Below are 22,711 nucleotides of genomic sequence, written 5' to 3'. Positions count from 1 at the left end.
TACTTATGGAAAAGATTGTATTGAGCATATCCAATAATTTACGTATTTATTTACCTTCTACTGAAGTGTTTTTAAATTTTGAAGAGGTAGATATAGACGAGTTTAGTGGATTTTATGATTGGTTAAGAAACAACAAAGGTGATATATTGGGAGTCAGGATTTGGATGACTCAGTCTAATGTTATAATTGGGCCTATGCTGTTAGGGAAGCCTTATGTTTTTATAGAGAAAGATGCATCATGGAGCATATTTTTTGATAAAAGGTATTCATTTGTAGATGTTAATGCCAACCTGTCAGCAGATCAAGAATTTTTTTCAATAGATTTTTATGAAAATAAGCATGGAGAAGAGCTTTTGATTGTCATTGATTGCTCTAGTTTGAGTGATGCTGAACAACAGACTATTAAACAGTTACTAGCATAATATATAATAAAAACTGCGGAAACTTAAGTTTCCATAAGTTATAGGGTTTAAAAACAGCCAAAATATTTTTTCTGGCTGTTTTTATTGCAATACATTTTTTATTTTCCTGTTAGCGATGAAAGAATCGAGGAACTCATATACGAGTTCCTTGTCTTTAGGAGAAAGTTTGTTAATATCCTGAATCCCCGGACGGTGACTGGGTTTTATGACCGGTTAGATTTTTTTCTTTCATATGAAAAAATAAAATCCGTTATTTTTAGTGGTAGAAGTTCTTTGAGACCGTTACTGGAGGGAACGCATTATTATCCGTATGGGTTAACGATGGCGGCGATTAGTTCCAATGCGTTGAAGGGGGCGAATTACTCAAAGAATAGGAAAGAGTTTAACGGGATAGAGCATACAACTGACCTTGATCTTAATCAATATGATGCGTTTTATAGAAGCCTTGATCCACAGGTCGGGAGATGGTTTCAGGTTGATCCGAAACCTAATGAAATGTTTTCTCCATATGCTGCCATGGCTAATAATCCGATATTGTATTCTGATCCGGGAGGTGATACCAATTGGGTTTTTGGTACCGCCGGCCAATATCTTGGAACTATTAATGACAGACTCGCAAATCAAGTACATTTTATGAATAATGATGATGCTAAAACAAAGCCATTCGATGCAAGTAACTTAACAAATAAAGAGGCTAAAAAGCTTGCGCAAGCAATGCGGGGAGCATCTGTAGCATCTATGGGGGAGAAGACAGCAGCCGATATGCAAGCCATATCCAATCAATCTGATAAACTCAATAAGGAACTGGGTTTTGTTGGTAGCATTGGCAATGATAAAGAAATAAGGCTAACAGCTATGAAAGTAGATGAGAATAATAGCACAGCTTCTGTTAACCTGCTTAGCCAGCTCGACAAAAACTATTCAAAAGAACAGCAGGCAGGCTTATTTCTTTTTGGACATGTCCATTATAAAGGGTTGATGAATGGCTTTTTGTATGGTGATGGATCTCCAATGACTATGCAAAAGTTTTTAGGAGATCCTACTGATCCAAATGACTATCAACCTGGATTATATAGGAGCGGAAACGCCTCTGAAAAAGGACGATCTCCTGCACTGATACCAACTTCGTATGGAGTGACAATCTACGGCACAGGAACAAGTTCCAGCCGAACAGGGTATGGCAATGTTTTAACCATTGAAAATCAGGTAAATCCATCTAACAACAGTTTTTTACTTTATAAAAGTCTCAAAAGATAATGATGAGAATATTAGCATTGATAATATTTACTTGCCTGGTGGTTTCCTGCCAACATCAGGAGCATTACGTCAAACCAATTAATAAAGACTCTACCTACTATCTGTTAAGGTCCCTGGTAGAAAAATTCTCATTGACAAATGATGGAATGTTGGCCGATAGCAATCAACTAATTTTTTATTACGAAAAAAGATTTGATACTTCGCTGTTAATATCTTTAAAAAAGGAGGGAGATAGAATAAAGACTATTGTTTATCAAGTAGCACCACCCTATTACATGAATGGAGGACGCCCTGAAGAAAATAGGAAAAGCCCCCAATTTTTTGAAGGATTTAGCTTCAGTATTGATACTGTTAGTTGGAAAAGTACGGTAAACGATGCAAGAGAAATTCTAAACACTAATGTTCCTCAGAACCAGACGGACATTGCTTTTGATGGAGCTACCTATTTGCTGGCCTTTAATTCTAGAATCAGAGTGAATAGAAATACAATAGATGATTCGTTATTGTCGGGATATTTAAGTCTACTGAAGAGTCGATTTCTATATAAATCCATGGCACAAAAACCCGTGTGGAGAAAAGAATCGTAAGAGAGAGACTGCTGCAGGAGGAGACGCATTATTACCCGTTTGGACTGACGATGGGGGATTAGTTCGAATGCGTTGAAGGGAGCGAATTATGCGGAGAATAGATTGAAGTATAATGGGAAGGAGTTGCAGAACAAAGAGTTCGGGGATGGTTTGGGGCTAGAGTGGTATGATTATGGGGCGAGGATGTATGATGCGCAGATTGGAAGATGGCATGTATTAGACAAAATGTCTGACAAATGGAACTCTTATTCTCCTTATAATTATGCAACTAATAATCCTATAAATGTCATAGATCCAAATGGTGAAGACGCTATTTTTACATTTGATGAAGAAAACAAGCGAATAACTGTTTCGGCAAAAATATATTATCAAGGAAAAAATATGTCTAAGGATGCGGAAGGAATTAAATCACTAATGGATAGAGTAAATAATAATTTGAAAGAAGTTTTTAAAGATGGGAAATCTGGAGAATGGAGTATTAGTTTCGATTTAAAGGCCGAATACAATGCCGATATAAAGGAGAGTGATTTGCAGGCTGGTGAAAATATAATGCTGACTGATAATGATCGGGCAAAAGAGGAATCGGGATCCTATAGATCCAGTGTGGGGGAGTAAGAAGCAGTTGGGATATTTAGTGGGTGGGCTTGGCACCACAACTGATGTGCATGAAATAGGTCATATGTTGGGGTTAGATGATCGATATACAGATTACGAAAATCCAAAGAAAGCAACAGAGTTTAGATCAATGCCTCACGATGGTTATGAGAATGATCTGATGGCAACACCAAACACAAAATCACTAAATCAAAGTCACTATGATGACATTGTCAAATATACAGTGTTCAAATTAGGTCAAGGTCAGCAGAATTTACTTCAGAAGTATAGAAGCAATACCCTTAACGTAACAACTATCTTCGATGGTTTTCGTTCATCTGCATCCGATCCCGAGACTATACCGCAAGGATTCCAAGACAGGCTAAAACAAAGTAGTTATGAAATATATATATATCATATTGTTGATTTGGGGAGGGCGGGTAACGGCAATGCCTGATACATCTGTTGTTCATCAGCAACAGGGAGTTCTATTTCTGTCCTCTTATAATGGTGATTATGATTACTCTGGAGAAGAAATAAGATCGGTTGGTTTTTTTTGATTTCTTTTATCCTGATTCTGCGAGTTTGAAAGCTTATCAGTTAAGGGATAAAGCATTGATTACTTTTAGAAAAGGGCTTCGTGTAAGGGCTTTCTCCGGAAGAAATAGGCTAAAAGAGATAGCAACCGAAATTGAATGTTCTGATACAAGTAATTGTTACCCCTTTCAGAAGTGTTATTTAATTCCCGTTATTATCACTTATAAATTATCAGAGGATTATTGGCCCTTTTTGTGTAAAAGAAATTTTTATGAATTGAAGTTGAGTGACTCGGGATTGGTAAGATTTGAATATGATCATCAGCTAATAACTATAATTGCTATTAAGCCCAATAAAGCTAAACTGATTTTTACACCGGATCTGCCTCATAAGAAAGAATAGGGAGCATTGTTGGAGGAAACGCATTATTATCCGTTTGGGTTGATACAAAAAGGAATATCCTCGCAGGCTGTAGGCACTCTTACAAATAAATATAAGTTTGGAGGTAAAGAGCTTCAATCAAATGAGTTTAATGATAACAGCGGCTTAGAATTATACGACTTCCAAGCGAGAAATTACGACCCACAAATAGGGAGATTTTTGGGAGGTGACAAGAGAGCCGATAAACTTGTACAATGGTCACCTTATACATACTGTTTAAATAATCCTCTCGCCTTTGTAGACCCCAATGGAGAATATCCTTGGCCTATATCAGTGAGAAGTTTTATTTCAGCAAGCAGTGTGGCTGGAGGTTTATTTAGAGGAGATGGACGGGGTCCTTCAGTATCTACAGATAGAACTACAACTACTTCAAGAACCTTTGTCAACTTTACTTATGACCCTCAAAAGCAAGCCTTGACTAACAAGAGTGTGGGTGCAGATAATACAATAATGTATGCCCCACCAGAAGTAGGTATGGGGGATAAATATCCACTGGAGTCAAAGACACCAGAACCCAAGGTTACATTTACTGGAGTGAGTACAGAAAAAAATTCTTTAGGCAATGATATCGGTTCGTTTGGATTTAGTTATACAGCAAAAGACCCTGTTACTCCAGAGCTTGCTAAGCCTTCATTAGATGTACATTCTAATTTTTCTATGACAGAAAACTTAAAGACAGGAACATTGTCTGTCAACGCCACGTTCACAGGAGATGTATTCCCCAGTACAGAGGCCTTTATCAGTGACCAGTCGGGAGCTAAATTATTTTTAGGGGCAAGAAGAGAAACAGGGGGTGTTGGAGATTTATTTGGCGATACCAAAAAAAGCCTTTATTTACAGTTGATATGCAGATTAAGTTTGATTCTAAAGGAAACTTTACGGGTGTACAGCAAGGAGATAAATTAATTAATGTCGCTGATTGGAATAAACAAGTACAGGCTACTTGGGGCAAATAAAATTAAGCAGATATGAAAAAATGGATAATTATAATAATAGGCTCTTTATTGCTAATAATCCTTATAGCTGTAGTGTGTGAGTGGGGTTATATAAAGACTGCGACAAAAGAAGAGGTATTTGTTTTGCCTCATAATTTTAAAGGCATTGTTTTGATAGCTTATGACCAAAAGGACGGCATGAACGATATAGAAGAAGACGGTAAGTTGGTTTATAAAATTCCCAAGAATGGCATATTAAAATTAAAACGTAAAGAAGTTACTACACTTTCTAAATTTTGGTATTTTATTGAAGATGAAAATGGAAACCGAGCACTGCTTGATTATTGTTCTTCACCCTGTGAAGAGATGAAAAAAGATACATCTAAAACATTTGCTTTTGGAAGCGGAAACATGACATTTTACGATGAGCAACCTGAATTAAAAACGTCAATTTTTTTAGTTGGAACTTCTACGGATACTGACAGTTTGAATAGAGCATATGAAAATCTTAATGCCATAAAGCTATTAAAGAACAGTAAGTGAAAAAAGCAAAAGCCGGGATCAGCCCGGCTTTTGCTTTTTTAGCATAGAAATATTTTTTATTAAAAGAGTCTTTGAATTTTTTATAGTAAGCATTTTAGCAGTGAGTTTGAGAATGTTTTGCCTGTCTTCCTCATCAAGTTGCTGAATAAGCCGTAATTGCTCCACAGCTGTTTTATCTTCAATCACTACTTCAGTAGGGATCTTGCCATCATAGTTAATGATCGAATGAATTTACAACTAACAGAAGCGTAAGGAAATTTGTATGGAATTTTTTTAACATCAAACAATAAGATCCTCGTTGAGTACGGATACCTAACAGGCCTTTCCGCTCTTATTCGTCAGGCAGATCTCTCCATCGATAGATGCAGGTGGACCAGCTGGGAGGAGCTCCGTACCTTTTATAAAGAAAGGGCAGATGAGGAGTTTATGATAAATTCCTTTATTGAAACCTCCGAGAAACTATGTCTTGTACCACGCTATCATCAACTAGTCAATCGACTGAGCGGATTTAAATACTTAATGCTGTCTATTTCTTTTTCATTTTTCAGACAGCGAAACTTGATGTCACTTAGAGAAATTGAAACTTGCTATTATTTATTAATAGAGTTTAAGAAGCTGTTAATGAATGACACCCCTGATCCAAAGCATCTCGAAGAAACCCGTTACAGGCTTGGCGGTTACTACTATGATGTATTGTTGCCCAGACTAAAGAAGGAAGATGCTAAAAAAGTGCTGCAGATTGAACACTATTTGCAGAATGATATTTTGCAAACGCTTCCACTAAATAAGGTAATGGGAAATTAAGTGGGAAAATCCGCTGGCCCGCCAGCGGATTTTCCCACTTAATTTCCCCCCATCTTCCCCGGATCCTGCCTGAACATCCGCGTCAGCATCTCATACAACTCCGGATGCTTCTCCGCCAGCAAATCCGGCCGCTCAAAAAAGTATTCCGATATCACTGCGAAAAACTCTGCTTCATTAATCGCTCCATAAGGATTAATATCTGTATGCCCGTCAGAAATCTGCTGTATCGTTTGATGCACCAGCTTCATCCAGGGGATACTGTAGCTGTGCTCTAGCAGCTTACTCGGAAACCCGTCGATAGAGCCGTCTGTTTTGTCGAGGAGATGTACAAATTCATGAATGGCGGTATTGTTTTTATCTGTGGTGTTGGAAAACCCTTCCCGCAGCGCGGAGCGCGACAGGATCATTTGTCCGTGTAATGCGCCGCTGCCCACCATGCCGAGTATGTTACGGCGGTTGCCTTCGTACTGGTAGGTTTCATCGAAGGTATCGGGGTAGAGTATTACGTTAGTGAGATTAAAATATTCCCAGTCTTTAAAACCGAAAATCGGGATGATGGCGCTGGCGGCTACCAGTACACGATCCAGCGGTTCTACGGTGGTGCCTACGCCTTCGATATGTGTTCTTTTGAGAAAACGCTGCACCATGGCTTCAAACCGCGTTTTGTCGGCGGGCGGGAGCTGCTGGTAGTAGCGTACATTTGTTTGTAATAAGGGTTGGTAGTCGGCCGGTACGGCGCTTTTTTTCAGCTGCCTGCGACTGTACATGTTTTTAAAGTACAGGAACAGGATCAATCCTATCATTATCAATCCGAATAAAACCATCTTGCGTTATTTTCTATATGCTTTAAACTCTGATCCTTTCTTCCATGCAGGGAAACTGTTTTCATTGCTGAGCTGGTATCCTACATCAAACAGCAGGCGAACGTCTTCCACCATGCCATCCATTACCCAGGTGGCCGGGTCATATTCATCGGCGGGGGAGTGGTAACGTAAACGATTATACGTTGCTATCATTTCCTTCCCCCGGCCGACGTCGCGGCCAACGGCGCTGGTGCCCGGACCAATATATAATCCCGGCACTCCTTTCTTGGCGAAGTTGAAGTGGTCGGAACGGAAAAACCAGCCACCTTCGGGATTGGCTTCGGGAACGGTGGTACGACCCTGTTTGCGCGCGGCGCGCAGGGCGTATTCGTCCAGCTCCGATTGTGCGAAGCCGATCAGGGTAATATCTTTGGTGCGACCAAAAGTATTGAGCACATCCAGGTTGATGTCTGCCACTATTTTATGCAGGGCAAACGTTGGGTGTGCGGTGTAATATTCTGATCCCAGCAGGCCCTGTTCTTCGCCGGTAACGGAAAGGAACAGTACTGAGCGGGCCGGTGGATGCGGTAATTTTGTAAACGCTGTTGCCAGTGCGAGCAAACCGGCGGTACCGGTGGCGTTGTCTACTGCGCCGTTATAAATAGAATCTCCTTTAACGGGCTCGCCTATACCAAAATGATCCCAGTGGGCGGAATATACAACACATTCCTGCGGATGTTTTGCACCCGGCAGTAACGCCAGTACATTATGCGAGGTGGATTTTTTGATGGTATTATTAATTTCGAGAGATGTTTGTAAATGGAGGTCTACCGGCTTGAAATCTTTTGCCCTGGCCTTTTCCATGATGTCTGGCGACAGGCCGGCCAGCTGGAATATTTTTTTGGCCGCGTCCTGTGTGATCCATCCTTCCATGGTGGTGCGATGCTGGTTGTTGTTGGCTGTTTGCAGATGCAGTTTTGAGTTGGACCATCCGCTGCGCACTACTTTCCACGGATAGCTGGCGGCGGCGGTTTCATGAATGATGATAACGCCGGCGGCGCCCTGACGGGAGGCTTCTTCAAATTTATAGGTCCAGCGGCCGTAGTAGCTCATCACACGACCTTTGAACAGGGTGCTGTCTGCAAAGCCCGGGTCGTTGATCATCACAATCACCGTTTTCCCTTTTACATCTAGTCCTTTATAATCGTTCCAGTGATATTCCGGCGCCACAATGCCGTAACCGGCAAATACAAGCTCACTGTTGCGGATACTTACCTGTTCCTGCACCTGGCGGGTGGCCGCCACAAAGTCTTCCAGGTATTGAAGTGACACGGCTCCGGCTTTGCCTTTTATAACCAGATCACTGGCTGGTTTGGAGCTGATCGATACCATGGGCACCTCCTGGAAATAGCTGTCGCCATTACCCGGTTTTAGCCCCAGCTGTTTAAACTGGGCGGCGAGATACTGTATGGTGCTGTCTTCTCCCCGTGTAAAGGGCTTGCGGCCTTCAAAGGCATCGGAGGCCAGTATTTGAATATGCTGTGCCAGCCCGGGCGCATTAATGGCTTTGATGGCTGCTGAATCCTGTGCTGCGGCGTTGCCGCCCAGCAAAGCAGCAGATATGGCTAATATGATGGGTACTTTCAATGTATGATTATTTATTCCGGGCAAAAATTAGCGGAGTTCGGCTAGAATTCCAAAAATGCCTTAACGTACCAGCACCGTCGTGCCTTTCCGGAACACCCGTTTGCCGCTTACTTTCTCTGTATACTCCAGCATCCACACATAGGTGCCTACGTCGGAACGCTGTCCGTTTACGGTGCCATCCCATTTGTGGGTCCAGTCGTTGGTCTCAAACAAGAGGTTGCCCAACCGGTTATATACGGCGAAATGAAGATCCACTGCCTTGTAGGCGTTCAGCGGATAGAGGTAATCGTTTTGCCCGTCGTTGTTGGGAGAGAAGGCCGTGGGCACATCTATATAACAACTGGATACGGCTGTAATATAGTGATTGGCGGTATCAAAGCAGTTGGCGTCATTTTTTACAATCAGCCGGATAAGATATTGTTGCTCTTTCTGTGTGGGATAGTACTGCATGCGTATAGGAACAGGCCCGTTAGCACGGCCACCATTGCCATAATCCCAGGTCCAGGATACTATTTTACCAAGACTCCTGTCTTTCGGTAATACCAGGTCCAGTGGACAATAAGGACCGGGATCTACGTCAAACAAAGCCGTCACTTCACTTCTGAGCAGGGTATCTTTACTTTTTGTATCTGAACAAACTCCGTTGGAAACCGTGAGCTGCAGGTGTTTATCTCCCAGTGTATGGTATACTTTCACCGGGTTTTGGAGGTTACTGGTTTCTCCGTCGTCAAACACCCAGGTCCATTTATTCACCTGGTTTTTACCGTCATGCTGAAAACGCATGGTGGTGATGCGGCAGTCCTGCTCAAGGGTATAATTAAACGTAGCGTTAACGGTGTCGGCTGCACGAAAAGTAGCTTGTTGGTTTACGGCAGCGGGTTGCCAGCATTCGCTTTGCAGGGTGTTGCCGTCTTTCCCGTTGCGGAGCGTGATCACATAGTCACCGGCGCGCTGAATGGGGGCGGAGAGCGACAGTTCTACCGTATCGGTAAGATCATTGGTATTGCAGCTGCCTTTTGCGCCGGTTATACTGACGGCCGTAGGACCGGCAATAGAGAAATCGCTGCCATCGGGTGCAATGGAGCTGCAACGCACGGGGATCGATATCCCTATTTTTATGGAAGCTGGTTGGCAGATGGCGGGCGCGGTAGCCCGCAACAGCACTGCGGGCTGCGGATCAATTGTAAAGGGCTGTTGGGCGCCTGCGGGTGTTTCAATCCAGCATTCGCTCTGCAGGGTATTACCATCTTTCCCTGTTTTCAGATGCACCAGGTAATTACCATCTTTTAGTATGCGATCTTTCAGTTGCAGTGTAACCGTTTTCGTGAGTCCGTTGGCATCACAGTCGGGGAGTGCTTTAGTAATCACCGGTGCTGATGCGCCATCTACAGTAAAATCACTGCCATCGGTTGCTACAGAGCTGCAACGGATCGGCTGGGCAAACACCAGCTGTATTTCATTAGGTGCGCAAGGCGGCGGCGTCACAGGACCCAATGCTACAAATGGCTGTGGCGGTATATTAAAATCCGCTATGCCGCCGGCCGGCGTTTGCATATGACATTCACTTTCAATGGTATTGCCATCAGGACCTTTTACCAGCGTTACCTTATAGTTGCCGGGTACCAGTATCCGTTTATCAAGTTTTAGAAAGATGATAGTAGTAAGTCCGTCGGTAGTACAATTGGCGGTAGCGCCGGTAATCTTAACCGCGGACGGGCCGCTGAGCACAAAATCTTTTCCATCCGGTGAAATAGAGGCACAGCGCACAGGGGCTGGAAATTCAAGTTGCAGCTGATCCGGGCTGCAGGGCAATGTTTTAATGTGACCCATCTCTACCGGCAGCATAGGATCCACGGTAAAAGTGGTACTTTCTCCGATCGGCAACTGGTTGCCACAGGCATCCAGGAGCGTATTTTTATCTGTACCGTTTTTTGATACCAGGGTATGACTGCCTACCGGGAGGATCTTATCCAGTTTCACCAGTAAGGAATCAGTGTCGAATCCGTTACTACAGCCAACACCGGTAACACTGAGGATTTTTATGCCGGCGGTGCTCAGTGAAAACTCACTGCCATCGGCGGAAATGCTGTTACATTTGATCTTTTTGCTAAGTTTAATCCCTACAGATACAGGACCACAGTTATAATGCGATTGTTGCAGTTTCGGTATTGTAGGATCCGTGATCACTGCCGTGCCTCCGCCAAAAGATAACTCATAACCACTCTGGGAATCCGAGAAGTGACTGATCAGCAGGAGGTACTCATGTCCTTGCTGTATGGTGGCCATTTTACTGAACAGCGGCAGGTTATAGCCGCCGCAAACATCGAGGGAGTTGCCGGCGGAAGAAGCCCCGGTAACTCCAAATTCACCAGACCAGTTCATCGTTACATAAAGACTCCCATCCGTAAATACATCGTTGGGGTTACGGCCGGTGATGTCGAATATCTGCCAGTCGTAGTCCTCTGCCAGCGTAAGCGGTGTAATAGTAAATCCCAGCGTACCGGTTTGGTAACAGGTAAACTTATACCAGAACGGATTTTTGTCGGAATGCGGACCGTTACCCGGGTTATTACAGGCAGGGCCGGGGATAAAGTTAACGCCACAAATAGGTACCGATTCCTGCTTGAATACCTGGGTGCCACATACGGGAAAAGCCGAGGAAGGTGTTTGACCGATCTGGCTACAATCCTGCGCCCTGACTGTTATAGCAAGGGAAAGCGACAAGAATAAAACAACCAGGGCATTTACATAACGCATCGGGATAACAATTATATAGAACGCCAATAAATTAAGCAATATTTCCCATATTCGACGTAAAAATATATGCAGATATTTTTTCAATATGATGTTTAATGTGTTTTTTTCGGTTAAAATCTGCGTATAATTGATTAATTACAGTAGCATGCTATCGCAGTGCTCCGGCTATTTTTGTTGCACATAAAAAAAGATAGGAAAATGGCACAAGTTAACTGGCAAGGCGTATTTCCCGCGTTGCTTACCCCTTTCACCGCCGATGATCATATTGATTATGACATGTTCGACAAAAACCTGCAGGCGCAGGTAGATGCAGGCGTTAATGGTATTATTCTGGGCGGATCTTTGGGAGAAGCCAGTAGCTTACTCAATGAAGAAAAGTACGCATTGGTGAAACATGCAGTGGCTTTCCTGGGTGGTAAAATACCTGTTATCATGAATATCGCGGAGCAAACCACTGCCGCGGCTGTGGCCTGCGCAAAAGCTGCTGAAGATGCAGGAGCCGCTGGTTTGATGCTGCTGCCGCCCATGCGTTACAAGGCCGATGATGCGGAAACGGTTGCTTACTTTCTGGCAGTAGCTAACAGCACCCCGTTGCCTATCATGATCTATAACAACCCGGTTGATTATAAGATCCTGGTAACACTGGATATGTTTGAACAGCTGTCTGCAGCCGCCAACATCCAGGCAGTAAAGGAATCCACCCGCGATACCACCAACGTAACCCGTATGATCAATCGTTTTGGCGACCGTTTCAGTATCCTCTGCGGCGTTGATACGTTAGCGTTAGAATGTATCCTCCTGGGCTCCAATGGCTGGGTAGCCGGTCTGGTGGATGCTTTCCCCCGTGAAACCGTGGCTATTTACCGTCTCGCCAAAGCAGGCCGCATCGCAGAAGCCCTCGCTATTTATCGCTGGTTTATGCCACTGCTGGAACTGGATATTGATCCAAAACTGGTACAATATATTAAACTGGCAGCCACCGCTACCGGTATCGGCACTACCCATGTACGCGCGCCACGCCTGTTGCCAACAGGTGGAGAACTGGCATACGCGCAAAAAGTAATTGCAGATGCGCTGGCTAAAAGACCTGTACTGCCTGAATATTTAAACCTCCCTGCATGATTACAGGAAAAAATATAATCGGCTTTGCTGTTGTTGCAGAAGGAACGGAAGCAATTCGTGCGTACGATCCCGTTAGTAACGTTCAATTGCCGGAAACTTTCGCGGTGGCCACCACCGCGGAAGTAAACCTGGCGGTCAGCAAGGCCGCCACCGCCTTCAAAACTTACCGTTTAACCACACCGGAACAACGGGCAGTGTTCCTGGAAACCATTGCCACAGAAATACTGGCGCTGGGCGATCCGCTGCTGGAAAGAACGGTAGCGGAATCCGGGCTGCCATTGGGCCGCATCACCGGTGAACGCATGCGTACCGTTTCTCAACTGCGGCTTTTTGCTTCCATACTCCGGGAAGGTTCCTGGGTAGAAGCGGTGATAGACCCGGCACAACCGGATCGCACTCCACTACCGCGTGCGGATATACGGAAAATGCTGGTGCCGTTAGGCCCCGTGCTGGTATTCCCTGCCAGCAATTTCCCGCTGGCTTTTTCAACCGCCGGCGGCGATACTGCCTCTGCATTAGCAGCAGGGAACCCGGTAATTGTAAAAGCACACGAATCCCATCCGGGTACCAATGAACTGATCGCAACGGCGATCCTCAAGGCGGCGCAGCAATGCGGCATGCCCGATGGCGTTTTCTCCAGCCTCACCGGCGCCGGCCCTGCCCTCGGACAGCAGCTGGTAAAACACCCCGGTATCCGGGCCATCGGATTTACCGGCTCCTTTAAAGCGGGTACCGCTATCTTTGATGCGGTGACACAACGCCCAGAACCTATTCCCGTATACGCGGAAATGGGCAGTATCAACCCGGTACTGCTGCTGCCCGCCAAACTGGCCGCCTCCGGGGCGACGGTGGCGAAACAATATGCACAGTCCATCACCCTTGGAACGGGGCAGTTCTGCACCAATCCCGGTTTACTGATAGCCCTGGCAGATGAGGCCACTGCACAGTTTGCGGCTGCATTACAACAGGAATTGTCGGCTATTGCTGCAGGCACCATGCTCAATCCGGGGATCTGTTATCATTATTATGAAAACAGGGAGCAGTTGTCGCGCAGAAAGGGAGTGGAAACCCTGCTGGCAGGCGACGCCGGAGCTGCGCAAACCAAAGGCTCACCCGCATTATACCGGGTGCATGCGAAAGATTTCATTGCCAGCGATGAGCTGCAGCAGGAAGTATTCGGACCCGCAGCCCTGCTGGTGGTATGCCAGGATGATGCGCAGTTACAGGCGGTGCTTACACAGTTACACGGACAACTAACCGGTACAATAATGGCCGAAACGGCAGATCTGCAACGTTTTTCCGATGCCATTACGGTGTTGACCGAAAAGGTGGGACGTGTTATTTTTAATAATGTGCCTACCGGCGTGGAACCCGGCTATGCCATGCATCACGGCGGGCCATTTCCTGCTACCACGGATATACGAAGCACCTCCGTAGGTGCGTCAGCGATAGTACGTTTTGCAAGACCATTATGCTACCAGGACTGGCCACCACACCTGCTCCCGGAAGCGCTGAAAGATGATAATCCATTAGGTATCTGGCGCCGCCTGGATGGTCAGTTGACAAAAGATGCCGTTAGATCATAACTTTGAATACGTATGTCAGCCAAAACATTTTTTTGTATAGATGCACACACCTGCGGTAACCCGGTAAGACTGGTGGCAGGTGGAGGGCCCATACTCCGGGGCAATAACATGATGGAGAAACGACTGCACTTTTTGCAGGAGTTCGACTGGATCCGTAAAGGACTGATGTTTGAACCCAGGGGACATGATATGATGAGCGGCAGTATACTTTATCCGCCTTCCGACGAAGCCAACGATATCGGCGTGTTGTATATAGAAACCAGCGGCTGTTTACCGATGTGCGGACACGGTACCATCGGTACAGTAACCATCGCAATTGAACAGGGGTTAATTACACCTAAAGTGCCTGGGCAGCTGCGGCTGGAAACCCCGGCAGGACTGGTGCTGGTGAATTATGTTCAGGAAGGCAAAAAAGTGAAATCTGTAAAGCTCACCAATGTAAAATCTTTCCTGGCTGCAGAAAACCTGGAGATCAGCTGCCCCGACCTGGGTACGCTGCATGTAGATGTAGCTTATGGCGGTAATTTCTATGCGATCGTTGATCCGCAGGAAAATTTTAAAGGACTCGAACACCACACGGCCGATCAACTGATCTCCTGGAGCCGCGAACTACGTAAAAGACTAAACGAAAAATATACGTTCGTGCATCCGGAGAATGAACATATCAAAGGGTTGAGTCATTTGCTGTGGACAGGCGCCACGATCAGCCCGGAAGCCACCGCCCGCAACGCGGTTTTTTATGGTGATAAAGCCATCGACCGCTCTCCCTGCGGCACCGGTACCTCCGCCAGGATGGCCCAATGGCATGCCAAAGGAAAGCTGCGGCAGGGCGACCGCTTTATTCACGAAAGTATTATCGGTTCACAATTCACCGGCACTATCGAAGCCGAAACAACGATTGCCGGCAAACCGGCCATTGTACCGGGCATAGAAGGCTGGGCAATGGTAACGGGTTATAACACTATTATCCTGGATGATGATGATCCATATGTACACGGATTCCAGGTGATCTAATCATTTTTTTTATGAAAGCAATCGTCATCGGCGGTGGTATTATTGGTCTTTGCAGCGCTTACTACCTGCAGGAAGGCGGCTGGGATGTAACCATTATCGATCAGGGAGATTTTACCAACAACTGCTCCTATGGCAACATGGGTATGATTGTGCCCAGTCACTTTGTGCCGCTGGCAGCCCCAGGTATTGTATCACAGGGCATCCGCTGGATGTTCAACAGCAAAAGCCCGTTTTATGTAAAGCCCGCCCTCAATAAACAGCTCATCAGCTGGGGACTTAAATTTATGAAGAATGCCAATGCGCAACATGTTGCTGCATCGGCGCTGCCCCTGCGTGATCTCAACCTGTTTAGCCGTTCCCTTTATGCCGATCTGGCTCAAAAGGAAGGATTCAGTTTTGGCCTTGAACGCAAAGGCATTATCATGTATTATAAAACTGCTGCGGTGGCGGAGGAGGAGACACATCTGGCAAAACAAGCCAACAACATGGGATTGGATGCCGTAGTGCTGGATAAAGCCGCTCTGCGCGCTTTGGAGCCTCAGGTAGAAATGGATGTGTTGGGTGGCGTACACTATCGCTGCGACGGACACCTGTATCCCAACGACCTGATGCAGCAACTGATCGCCTATCTGCAGCAACAACAGGTACAATTCATACCTGGCAAAGCAGTTACCGGTATTAAAACAAAAGGTGGTAAAGTTATTTCCGTTACGACCGGAAATGAGGACCATACCGCCGATGTTTTTGTATTGGCCGCCGGCTCCTGGACCCCGGCAGTGGCGCGTTTGGCAGGTAATCATGTGCCCATGATGCCAGGTAAGGGTTACTCTGTAACATTGGAAACGCCCGCAGTGAATTTAAATATTCCTGCCATCCTCTGTGAAGCAAGAGTAGCGCTTACGCCCATGGGAAACCGCCTTCGCTACGGCGGCACCATGGAACTCGCCCCCATCAACGACCAGGTAAATATGAACCGTGTGGCGGGCATTGTGGATTCTATACAACGTTATTTTACCAATCTCCCGATAAATATGCCCGATAAAAAAGCCGTATGGAGCGGATGCCGTCCCTGTTCACCGGATGGACTGCCCTACATCGGCTTTATGCCCGGTTACAACAACCTGCTGCTGGGAGCCGGTCATGCCATGATGGGCCTCAGCCTGGGACCTGCCACGGGCAAGCTGCTGGCGGAACTGGCGGATCATGGCGCTACTACCAGTATAGACGTCGGCGCTTTTTCTCCGGCGAGAAAAAATGCTCGTGTTGGATTTTAGTCTTTACCAGGATTAGACTGATTTAGATGATTTAGATGATTTTTTATTTATAGATTAAAAAAGATTCGGAGAGATAACAGCAAATATGTATCCGCTACTGTCTCCCCTAATCTTTTTTAATCTATAAATAAAAAATCATCTAAATCATCTAAATCAGTTTAATCCTGGGCAAGACAAAATCTTTACTAATCCTGGTAAAGACAATTATATTTGTTTTATGCAAACAAACATTGGCAAAAAAGCAGCCGGCGAAAAAGCGGCGGAATATATTAAGCCCGGTATGACGGTTGGATTGGGTACCGGCAGTACCGCCTACTACACAATTTTACGTATAGGCGAGTTAGTTAGGGGAGGACTGGATATCAGAGCAGTAGCAACGTCTGCGCAGTCCGAGGAACTGGCGAGAGAGCAGGGGATCCCGCTGGTGGATTTTGATAAGGTGGAGAAAATAGATATAGATATTGATGGGGCAGATGAAGCAGATGCCCAGCTGCAGCTGATCAAAGGGGGAGGAGGCGCCTTGCTGCGGGAAAAAATTATTGCTGCCGCATCAAAGGAAATGCTGGTGGTAATCGACGAGCACAAGCTGGTGAAACACCTCGGTAAATTTCCGCTGCCGGTAGAAGTAGTCACTTTTGGCTGGGAGCTTACCTTCAGGCAATTGTCGGCGCTGGGTGCCCATCCGGTACTACGACTAAAAGACAACAACCGTTTTATAACCGACAACGGAAACTATATCCTGGATTGCCATTATCAGAAAATCCACAATGCGCCTGCATTGCATACGCAGCTAAACAATGTCCCGGGCGTAGTGGAAAACGGGTTATTTCTCGACTATGCCAGCAGGCTGATTATCGGGCATGAAGATGGCTCTGTCCGGGAAATTACACATCCCTATCCAACAAAGACGTCTTTTTAGTGTCCCTTGCGGTAATGTATACCAGCAGGGATATAAAAATGCAGATGGTCACGTACCAATAGTACATTGGTTCGTGGCCAATTTTTTTGAAATATAAGGCAATGGGTTCCGCTGTTCCGCCAAAAATGGCCACCGTAATGGCATAGGGAAAACCTACTCCCAGGGCACGCACTTCTGCCGGGAACAATTCCGCTTTTACAACCGCATTAATCGAAGTATATCCGCTCACAATGATCAATGCCAGGAGAATAAGCCAGAAGGCAGTCCATTCGGAGCTGGTTTGACTTGTGGCTGTAAGAATGGGCACGGTAAAAAGCGTACCCAGTATGCCAAACCCTATCAGTAAAGGCTTACGGCCGTAAATGTCTGAAATCCAGCCAAAAAGCGGCTGCAAACAGGCAAAGATCAGCATCAGGAAAAAAGTGATGGTGGTGGAACGTTCAATGGTGAGATGTACCGTGTTTACCAGGAATTTCTGCATGTACGTAGTATAGGTATAAAAGGCCAGGGTGCCTCCCATAGTCAGCCCCACTACTGTCATCACCGCACGGGGATGGCGGCGGAACAAGAGTTTAAGCGAACCTTTCTCCCTGGTATCCTTTATTTTTTCAAAAGAAGTGGATTCCTGCATATGCTGCCGCAGGTATAGCGCAAAAAAGGCCAGTGCAGCGCCGATTATAAAGGGTATGCGCCAGCCCCACTCATGCATCTGGTCGGCCGTCAGGAATACTTTCTGCAACAGCATCTGGACTCCCAGCGCGATGAGTTGCCCGCCAATCAGGGTTACATACTGGAAACTGGAGTAAAATCCACGTAATTCAGGGGTGGCCACTTCGCTCAGGTAAGTAGCAGAGGTGCCATATTCGCCGCCTACGCTGAGTCCCTGTAGCAGCCTGGCCAGCAACAATAATGCTGGCGCGGCAAGACCAATACTGTTGTACGAAGGGGTGAATGCAATGAGCAGGGAACCGAGCGACATCAGGAGCACGGATAACGTCATCGAGGCCTTACGGCCCTGTTTATCGGCTATACGGCCAAACATCCAGCCGCCAATAGGCCGCATCAGGAAGCCCACCGCAAAAATGGCTGCCGTATTGAGCAGCTGGGCAGTATAACTGCCCTTTGGAAAAAACACGGGTGCAAAATAGAGAGAAAAGGTCGCGTAAATGTACCAATCGTACCATTCTACCAGGTTACCGGCAGAACCGGTTAATATGGCTTTTATTCGCCATGCGTCAGGATGTTTCATATATAACGCGAAAATATATTTTAATATGGAATTATGAGCCAATGGGCCACTGTAGCCGGGAAAAACTTTAAAATAAATTAGGATTGTATTCAATAAATCCCCTATCTTCGTACCGCTTCTTAAGATAATGTATTGCAATTCTGTTGGTAGATCACCTCTTACATTCAGCTTTTTCTTACAGTTTTTCTTGTAGTCGCCCAGGTAGCCGCCTGCTGTAATAAATGGCGAGAACACGTTCACAATTAAATATTAAATATAATGCAAACAGGTGTAGTAAAATTTTTTAATGAAGCTAAAGGTTTTGGATTCATTAAAATCGAAGGTTCAGGACAAGAAATTTTTGTTCACGTATCTGGTATCAAAGAAAGCATCGGCGAAAATGACCGCGTAGTATTTGACGTGGAAGAAGGTAGAAAAGGTCCGAATGCTGTTAACGTAAGACTGGCATAATTTATTTTATAATAGTTTTGTTATAAACCGCGCTGGCTCTGCCAGGGCGGTTTTTTTTGCGGCATAAAGCACAAGGCATAAAGCAAAAAGCTATTGCAGCTAATGATATAAGTAATAAACGCTTACATCATTAGCTGCAATAGCTTTTTGCTTTATGCCTTGTGCTTTATGCCTTCGGGAGCCACACTACTTTCTGAACCGCCTGGTGCGGAGCAGCAATAACAGATCCATACAGGTCGGGCCGGCGTGCCAAACGGTAGCGGTAGCCGCCGGCGTCTGTCAGTTTCTTTCGTGTAAGCGTTGCCGTTATCACATCGTTATCCAGTTTACGGCACTCGCCGATCACATCGCCAAAAGGATCTACGATCATGGAACAGCCGTTTTTCAGCTGGTCGTCATCCATACCGATAGGATTAGAGAACACAACATATACCCCATTATCGTAGGCCCGTGCAGGCAGCCATTTCATCAGCCAGGAACGCCCTTTCATGCCGTCAAATTCGAGTCGCAGCGAGGTAGGGTCGTTATGCCGGTTTTCCCACAAGGCCGGGTCTACAAAGCCCGCCCCTGGCCGGGTAGAAGGAGTGCCCATGGTAACATGCGGCATGAAAATTACCTCTGCGCCGAGCAACGCTGTAGCGCGAACATTCTCAATAATATTATTATCATAACAGATCAGGATGCCGCATTTCCATCCCAGCAGATCAAATACAACATACTCATTTCCCGGCGTCAGGTGCGGATTAATAAACGGATGTAACTTACGGTATTTTGCTACCAGCCCGCTTTTGTCTACGCACACATAGGCTTTGAATAAATTATTATCTGCATCTTTCTCAAATAATCCTGCCAGCACGGCAATATCACTGGCAGCAGCAATTTCCTGCAATGCCTTTATGGAAGGGCCGTCGGGAATAAATTCCGCCAGGTCCAGCATCTGTTCTTTTGATAAATGCCTGGCAAATGTATAACCTGTTATGGAACACTCATGGAATGCCACCGCCTGGGCGCCTTCTGCCGCTGCGCGGGCAGATAATTCGCGGATTATACCCAGATTGTAGGCCTTGTCGTTGTTCCTGTTCTCAAATTGTGCGGTTGCTATTTTTATCGGGTCCATGTTATTTTTATTTTGTTGGCAGATGTGAAAACGAATATACTGCGCATTTAGTTACGCGCAATATCCACGGCATTTTCGCAGGTTTTCTGTATATTCGCCTTTTCAATTTAGAACTAAATGCCCCAACCGGATAATACAAATACCATCTTTCACCTGGCGGCAGATTTCATAAACCATACACACCGCCATATCTTCCTTACCGGTAAGGCCGGTACAGGGAAAACTACGTTTCTTAAATACATAAAAGAACATACCCGTAAAAACACGGTAGTAGTAGCGCCTACAGGTGTAGCCGCCATCAACGCCGGTGGTGTTACCATGCACTCTTTCTTTCAGTTGCCCTTCGGACCCTTTATTCCCGGTACTAAAAGAGGATTTGGCATGGATGAAATCAGCAGCACAGATAAACATAGCCTGTTCCGCAATATCCGTTTCACAAACGATAAGAAAGTATTGTTGCAGGAAATGGAGTTGCTGATCATCGACGAGGTAAGTATGGTGCGCTGTGATATGCTGGACGCCATAGATGTGATCCTCCGTCACTTCCGCAACAAGCCACTGCTGCCATTTGGCGGCGTGCAGGTGCTGTTTATCGGCGATCTGTACCAGCTCCCGCCGGTAGTGCCCGACGCAGAGTGGCGCATGCTCTCCGAATACTATAACAGTACCTTTTTCTTTGCTGCCAAAGTAATAGAACAGGCGCCCCCCTTATATATCGAGCTGAAGAAAATTTACCGGCAAAACGAACAGGTTTTTATTGATATACTCAACCGGGTACGTAATAATGAAGTGCTCCATGAAGACCTGCTGCTGCTGAATGAACATTATCAGCCTAATTTTAAGGGAGAAGACCAGGAGTACATCGTACTCACCACCCATAACAGGAAGGCGGATGAAATCAATGCCCGGCGCCTGGCCGACATGCCCGGGAAAGTGCATCGTTTTGAAGGAAAGATAGAAGGCGATTTTAGTGACAAGGCACTGCCTACCGAGCTATTGCTCCAGTTGAAAATAGGCGCACAGGTAATGTTCCTGAAAAATGACCTCGCGCAGCCTCGCCGTTACTACAACGGGAAAATTGCCACCGTCAAGGAAATTCACGATGATGAAATTATGCTGGTGCTGGCAGGTTCCCACGAGGAACTGAAACTGGGTAAGGAAACCTGGCGCAACATCCGCTATTCTTATAACCAGGAAGAAAACAGCATTGAAGAAGAAGAGATTGGCAGTTTTACGCAGTTTCCTATACGGCTGGCCTGGGCCATCACCATTCATAAAAGCCAGGGGCTTACCTTCGAACGCGCCATCATAGACGCCGGTTACGCCTTTGCCCCCGGACAGGTATATGTGGCGCTCAGCCGCTGTACTTCCCTGGAAGGAATGGTACTCCATTCCCGCATCGGGCATGGCAGTATCAAAACAGACCGGCAGGTGATCGAGTTTGCGGAAAAAGAAAATGAAGCCAATGAACTGGTCGTGCTGCTGGAAATGGAAAGGAAAAAATTCCAGGCCACCTCCCTGTTGCAACTGTTCGACTGGTACCGCATGCAGGCCACCATCCGCAGTCACGCGGTTTGGATACAGGATAAAAAGGTGCCGGATTTCGACGCAGCCATCACTTTAAGCCGAAGCATGTCGGCCAAAGTAGAACAACAACAGGAAGTAGCCGCAAAGTTCGTGGTACAGCTGCACCAGCTACTGGATACAGCCGTGCAAACTGGTGAAATGGAGCAATTACAGCAACGGGTCAACAAGGCCATCGGCTATTTTACCCAAAGCATATACGAAGATCTGATACAGCCTTTGCAAAAGCACATCACCGAAGTGAAGAAAGCAAAGTCAAAAAAATACCTGCTGCAACTCATGGCTTTGGAATCTGATTGCTGGAACAAACTGCGTCATGTGTGGGAAGTATCCTACGCTGACCTGGAATTTACCACCGGCCTGAAAGATTACACGAAACTACGAGATGCAGATGCGGCAGCAGCCGCCATTCCAGCGGCCGCCGCTAAAGAAAAGGCCGCTAAAGGCAAGGTAGAAAAAGGCAGCAGCCGGCGTGGTACCCTGGAATTGTACCTGGGTGGCAAATCCATTGCCGATATCGCTGCGGCCAGGCAACTGGCCATCGGCACCATAGAAAGTCACCTCGCCCAATGTGTGGAAGCCGGGGAAATGGATATTCACCGCTTTGTATCCGAAAGAACCATGCGCCTGATCCTGAAACACATCGGTGAACTGGGCGCCACGGCGGCCGGCCCTATCAAAGAAAGGGTAGGAGACTCCGCCAGCTTCGCGGAAATCCGCGTGGTGCAATGGTACCTGAAAAAGAAACAGGAAGAACAGATCATGAACGGATAGCGGGTTTTTTCTTGCCCGGGATTTTTTTTTGCCCAGGATTAGACTGATTTTGATGATTTATAGGATTGTATTTTACAGGATTTAAAAAGATTAGCGAAGATAGAAGCAAATACCCGCTTTTATCTTCGCTAATCTTTTTAAAATCATCAAAGAAAAAAATCCTATAAATCATCAAAATCAGTCTAATCCTGGGCAAAAAAAAATCCCGGGCAAGAAAAACCCCACTGCATTTTGCTAAAAGCTAACCGCTAAAAGCTAGAAGCAGGATAGTCCGGGTTGGCAACCACAATCCTGT

20 protein-coding genes are annotated in these 22,711 nt (G+C 45.9%); 15 read left to right on the top strand and 5 right to left on the bottom strand.

The window, feature by feature from the left end:
• Positions 1–5 precede the first annotated feature (5 nt).
• The 8 genes from KE626_RS16235 to KE626_RS16200 all read left to right on the top strand — a co-directional run bounded on the left by KE626_RS16235 (position 6) and on the right by KE626_RS16200 (position 6,120).
• A complete protein-coding gene (locus KE626_RS16235; protein WP_211973972.1) occupies positions 6–422 on the top strand; it encodes a hypothetical protein in 417 nt (138 codons plus the stop codon).
• Positions 423–614: 192 nt separating this feature from the next.
• Complete coding sequence (locus KE626_RS16230) at positions 615–1,679, top strand: RHS repeat-associated core domain-containing protein (protein WP_211973971.1); 1,065 nt, start codon at positions 615–617, stop codon at positions 1,677–1,679.
• Entirely contained in the window at positions 1,679–2,266 is a 588-nt protein-coding gene (locus tag KE626_RS16225; RefSeq protein ID WP_211973970.1) for a hypothetical protein, read from the top strand. Before KE626_RS16230 ends, KE626_RS16225 begins: the two co-directional genes overlap by 1 nt.
• A 123-nt stretch (positions 2,267–2,389) precedes the next feature.
• Positions 2,390–2,881 carry an RHS repeat domain-containing protein gene (locus KE626_RS16220; RefSeq protein WP_249207506.1) on the top strand — a complete coding sequence of 164 codons (492 nt, stop codon included), beginning with the start codon at positions 2,390–2,392 and terminating at the stop codon, positions 2,879–2,881.
• Positions 2,829–3,317 (top strand): hypothetical protein, encoded by a 489-nt coding sequence (locus KE626_RS16215; RefSeq protein ID WP_211973968.1) that lies wholly within the window; start codon positions 2,829–2,831, stop codon positions 3,315–3,317. Before KE626_RS16220 ends, KE626_RS16215 begins: the two co-directional genes overlap by 53 nt.
• Positions 3,318–3,805: 488 nt before the next feature.
• Complete coding sequence (locus tag KE626_RS16210; RefSeq protein ID WP_211973967.1) at positions 3,806–4,744, top strand: RHS repeat domain-containing protein; 939 nt, start codon at positions 3,806–3,808, stop codon at positions 4,742–4,744.
• A gap of 62 nt (positions 4,745–4,806) precedes the next feature.
• Positions 4,807–5,316, top strand: coding sequence for a DUF6843 domain-containing protein (locus KE626_RS16205; protein WP_211973966.1), 510 nt, complete (start codon positions 4,807–4,809; stop codon positions 5,314–5,316).
• A 621-nt stretch (positions 5,317–5,937) separates the two neighbouring features.
• A complete protein-coding gene (locus KE626_RS16200; RefSeq protein WP_211973965.1) occupies positions 5,938–6,120 on the top strand; it encodes a hypothetical protein in 183 nt (60 codons plus the stop codon).
• Positions 6,121–6,158: 38 nt separating this feature from the next.
• Here KE626_RS16200 and KE626_RS16195 read toward each other — a convergent pair whose 3' ends face one another.
• The 3 genes from KE626_RS16195 to KE626_RS16185 are packed head-to-tail and all read right to left on the bottom strand — an operon-like array spanning position 6,159 to position 11,327.
• Positions 6,159–6,923 carry a M90 family metallopeptidase gene (locus KE626_RS16195; RefSeq protein WP_249207505.1) on the bottom strand — a complete coding sequence of 255 codons (765 nt, stop codon included), beginning with the start codon at positions 6,921–6,923 and terminating at the stop codon, positions 6,159–6,161.
• Positions 6,924–6,950: 27 nt separating this feature from the next.
• A complete protein-coding gene (locus KE626_RS16190; RefSeq protein ID WP_249207504.1) occupies positions 6,951–8,570 on the bottom strand; it encodes a M28 family metallopeptidase in 1,620 nt (539 codons plus the stop codon).
• Between the two features lie 60 nt (positions 8,571–8,630).
• Positions 8,631–11,327: a PKD domain-containing protein gene (locus KE626_RS16185; protein WP_211973963.1), complete on the bottom strand. Its 2,697-nt coding sequence runs from the start codon at positions 11,325–11,327 to the stop codon at positions 8,631–8,633.
• Between the two features lie 198 nt (positions 11,328–11,525).
• On the opposite strand from KE626_RS16185, the gene KE626_RS16180 reads away from it, so the two are divergent.
• The 5 genes from KE626_RS16180 (at position 11,526) to rpiA (ending at position 17,242) form a co-directional block, all read left to right on the top strand.
• The gene (locus KE626_RS16180) at positions 11,526–12,449 is read left to right on the top strand and encodes a dihydrodipicolinate synthase family protein (protein WP_211973962.1); all 924 of its coding nucleotides are present in this window, start codon (positions 11,526–11,528) and stop codon (positions 12,447–12,449) included.
• Positions 12,446–14,035, top strand: a complete 1,590-nt coding sequence (locus KE626_RS16175) for an aldehyde dehydrogenase (NADP(+)) (RefSeq protein WP_211973961.1) — start codon at positions 12,446–12,448, stop codon at positions 14,033–14,035. The genes KE626_RS16180 and KE626_RS16175 overlap by 4 nt, the downstream gene beginning before the upstream one ends.
• A gap of 12 nt (positions 14,036–14,047) precedes the next feature.
• Complete coding sequence (locus KE626_RS16170) at positions 14,048–15,049, top strand: 4-hydroxyproline epimerase (protein WP_211973960.1); 1,002 nt, start codon at positions 14,048–14,050, stop codon at positions 15,047–15,049.
• 11 nt (positions 15,050–15,060) lie between these two features.
• Positions 15,061–16,323 carry an NAD(P)/FAD-dependent oxidoreductase gene (locus tag KE626_RS16165; protein ID WP_211973959.1) on the top strand — a complete coding sequence of 421 codons (1,263 nt, stop codon included), beginning with the start codon at positions 15,061–15,063 and terminating at the stop codon, positions 16,321–16,323.
• Between the two features lie 217 nt (positions 16,324–16,540).
• The gene (rpiA, locus tag KE626_RS16160) at positions 16,541–17,242 is read left to right on the top strand and encodes a ribose-5-phosphate isomerase RpiA (RefSeq protein ID WP_211973958.1); all 702 of its coding nucleotides are present in this window, start codon (positions 16,541–16,543) and stop codon (positions 17,240–17,242) included.
• Here the strand turns inward: rpiA and KE626_RS16155 are convergent.
• Entirely contained in the window at positions 17,208–18,491 is a 1,284-nt protein-coding gene (locus KE626_RS16155) for an MFS transporter (protein ID WP_211973957.1), read from the bottom strand. The two genes, rpiA and KE626_RS16155, sit on opposite strands and share 35 nt — an antisense overlap.
• Before the next feature lie 258 nt (positions 18,492–18,749).
• Here KE626_RS16155 and KE626_RS16150 point away from each other — a divergent pair, with 258 nt between their 5' ends.
• On the top strand, positions 18,750–18,941 hold the full coding sequence (locus KE626_RS16150; RefSeq protein ID WP_079472790.1) for a cold-shock protein: 192 nt from the start codon (positions 18,750–18,752) through the stop codon (positions 18,939–18,941).
• Positions 18,942–19,107: 166 nt separating this feature from the next.
• Here the strand turns inward: KE626_RS16150 and KE626_RS16145 are convergent, their stop codons facing one another.
• On the bottom strand, positions 19,108–20,058 hold the full coding sequence (locus KE626_RS16145; RefSeq protein ID WP_211973956.1) for a nitrilase family protein: 951 nt from the start codon (positions 20,056–20,058) through the stop codon (positions 19,108–19,110).
• A gap of 117 nt (positions 20,059–20,175) precedes the next feature.
• On the opposite strand from KE626_RS16145, the gene KE626_RS16140 reads away from it, so the two are divergent.
• Entirely contained in the window at positions 20,176–22,416 is a 2,241-nt protein-coding gene (locus tag KE626_RS16140; RefSeq protein ID WP_211973955.1) for a helix-turn-helix domain-containing protein, read from the top strand.
• Positions 22,417–22,711: the final 295 nt, after the last annotated feature.

The sequence above is a fragment of the Chitinophaga hostae genome (assembly GCF_018224885.1).
Classification (GTDB): domain Bacteria; phylum Bacteroidota; class Bacteroidia; order Chitinophagales; family Chitinophagaceae; genus Chitinophaga; species Chitinophaga hostae.
This window is presented reverse-complemented; position numbering and strand designations above follow the sequence as displayed.

Bases quoted from the DNA above. Each gene is read 5' to 3' on its own strand.
- KE626_RS16150 (WP_079472790.1), top strand. From the start codon at position 18,750: ATGCAAACAGGTGTAGTAAAATTTTTTAATGAAGCTAAAGGTTTTGGA.
- KE626_RS16205 (WP_211973966.1), top strand. From the start codon at position 4,807: ATGAAAAAATGGATAATTATAATAATAGGCTCTTTATTGCTAATAATC.
- rpiA (WP_211973958.1), top strand. From the start codon at position 16,541: ATGCAAACAAACATTGGCAAAAAAGCAGCCGGCGAAAAAGCGGCGGAA.
- KE626_RS16165 (WP_211973959.1), top strand. From the start codon at position 15,061: ATGAAAGCAATCGTCATCGGCGGTGGTATTATTGGTCTTTGCAGCGCT.
- KE626_RS16140 (WP_211973955.1), top strand. From the start codon at position 20,176: ATGCCCCAACCGGATAATACAAATACCATCTTTCACCTGGCGGCAGAT.
- KE626_RS16145 (WP_211973956.1), bottom strand. From the start codon at position 20,058: ATGGACCCGATAAAAATAGCAACCGCACAATTTGAGAACAGGAACAAC.
- KE626_RS16170 (WP_211973960.1), top strand. From the start codon at position 14,048: ATGTCAGCCAAAACATTTTTTTGTATAGATGCACACACCTGCGGTAAC.
- KE626_RS16225 (WP_211973970.1), top strand. From the start codon at position 1,679: ATGATGAGAATATTAGCATTGATAATATTTACTTGCCTGGTGGTTTCC.
- KE626_RS16195 (WP_249207505.1), bottom strand. From the start codon at position 6,923: ATGATAGGATTGATCCTGTTCCTGTACTTTAAAAACATGTACAGTCGC.
- KE626_RS16175 (WP_211973961.1), top strand. From the start codon at position 12,446: ATGATTACAGGAAAAAATATAATCGGCTTTGCTGTTGTTGCAGAAGGA.
- KE626_RS16155 (WP_211973957.1), bottom strand. From the start codon at position 18,491: ATGAAACATCCTGACGCATGGCGAATAAAAGCCATATTAACCGGTTCT.
- KE626_RS16180 (WP_211973962.1), top strand. From the start codon at position 11,526: ATGGCACAAGTTAACTGGCAAGGCGTATTTCCCGCGTTGCTTACCCCT.
- KE626_RS16235 (WP_211973972.1), top strand. From the start codon at position 6: ATGGAAAAGATTGTATTGAGCATATCCAATAATTTACGTATTTATTTA.
- KE626_RS16185 (WP_211973963.1), bottom strand. From the start codon at position 11,327: ATGCGTTATGTAAATGCCCTGGTTGTTTTATTCTTGTCGCTTTCCCTT.
- KE626_RS16200 (WP_211973965.1), top strand. From the start codon at position 5,938: ATGAATGACACCCCTGATCCAAAGCATCTCGAAGAAACCCGTTACAGG.
- KE626_RS16215 (WP_211973968.1), top strand. From the start codon at position 2,829: ATGATCGGGCAAAAGAGGAATCGGGATCCTATAGATCCAGTGTGGGGG.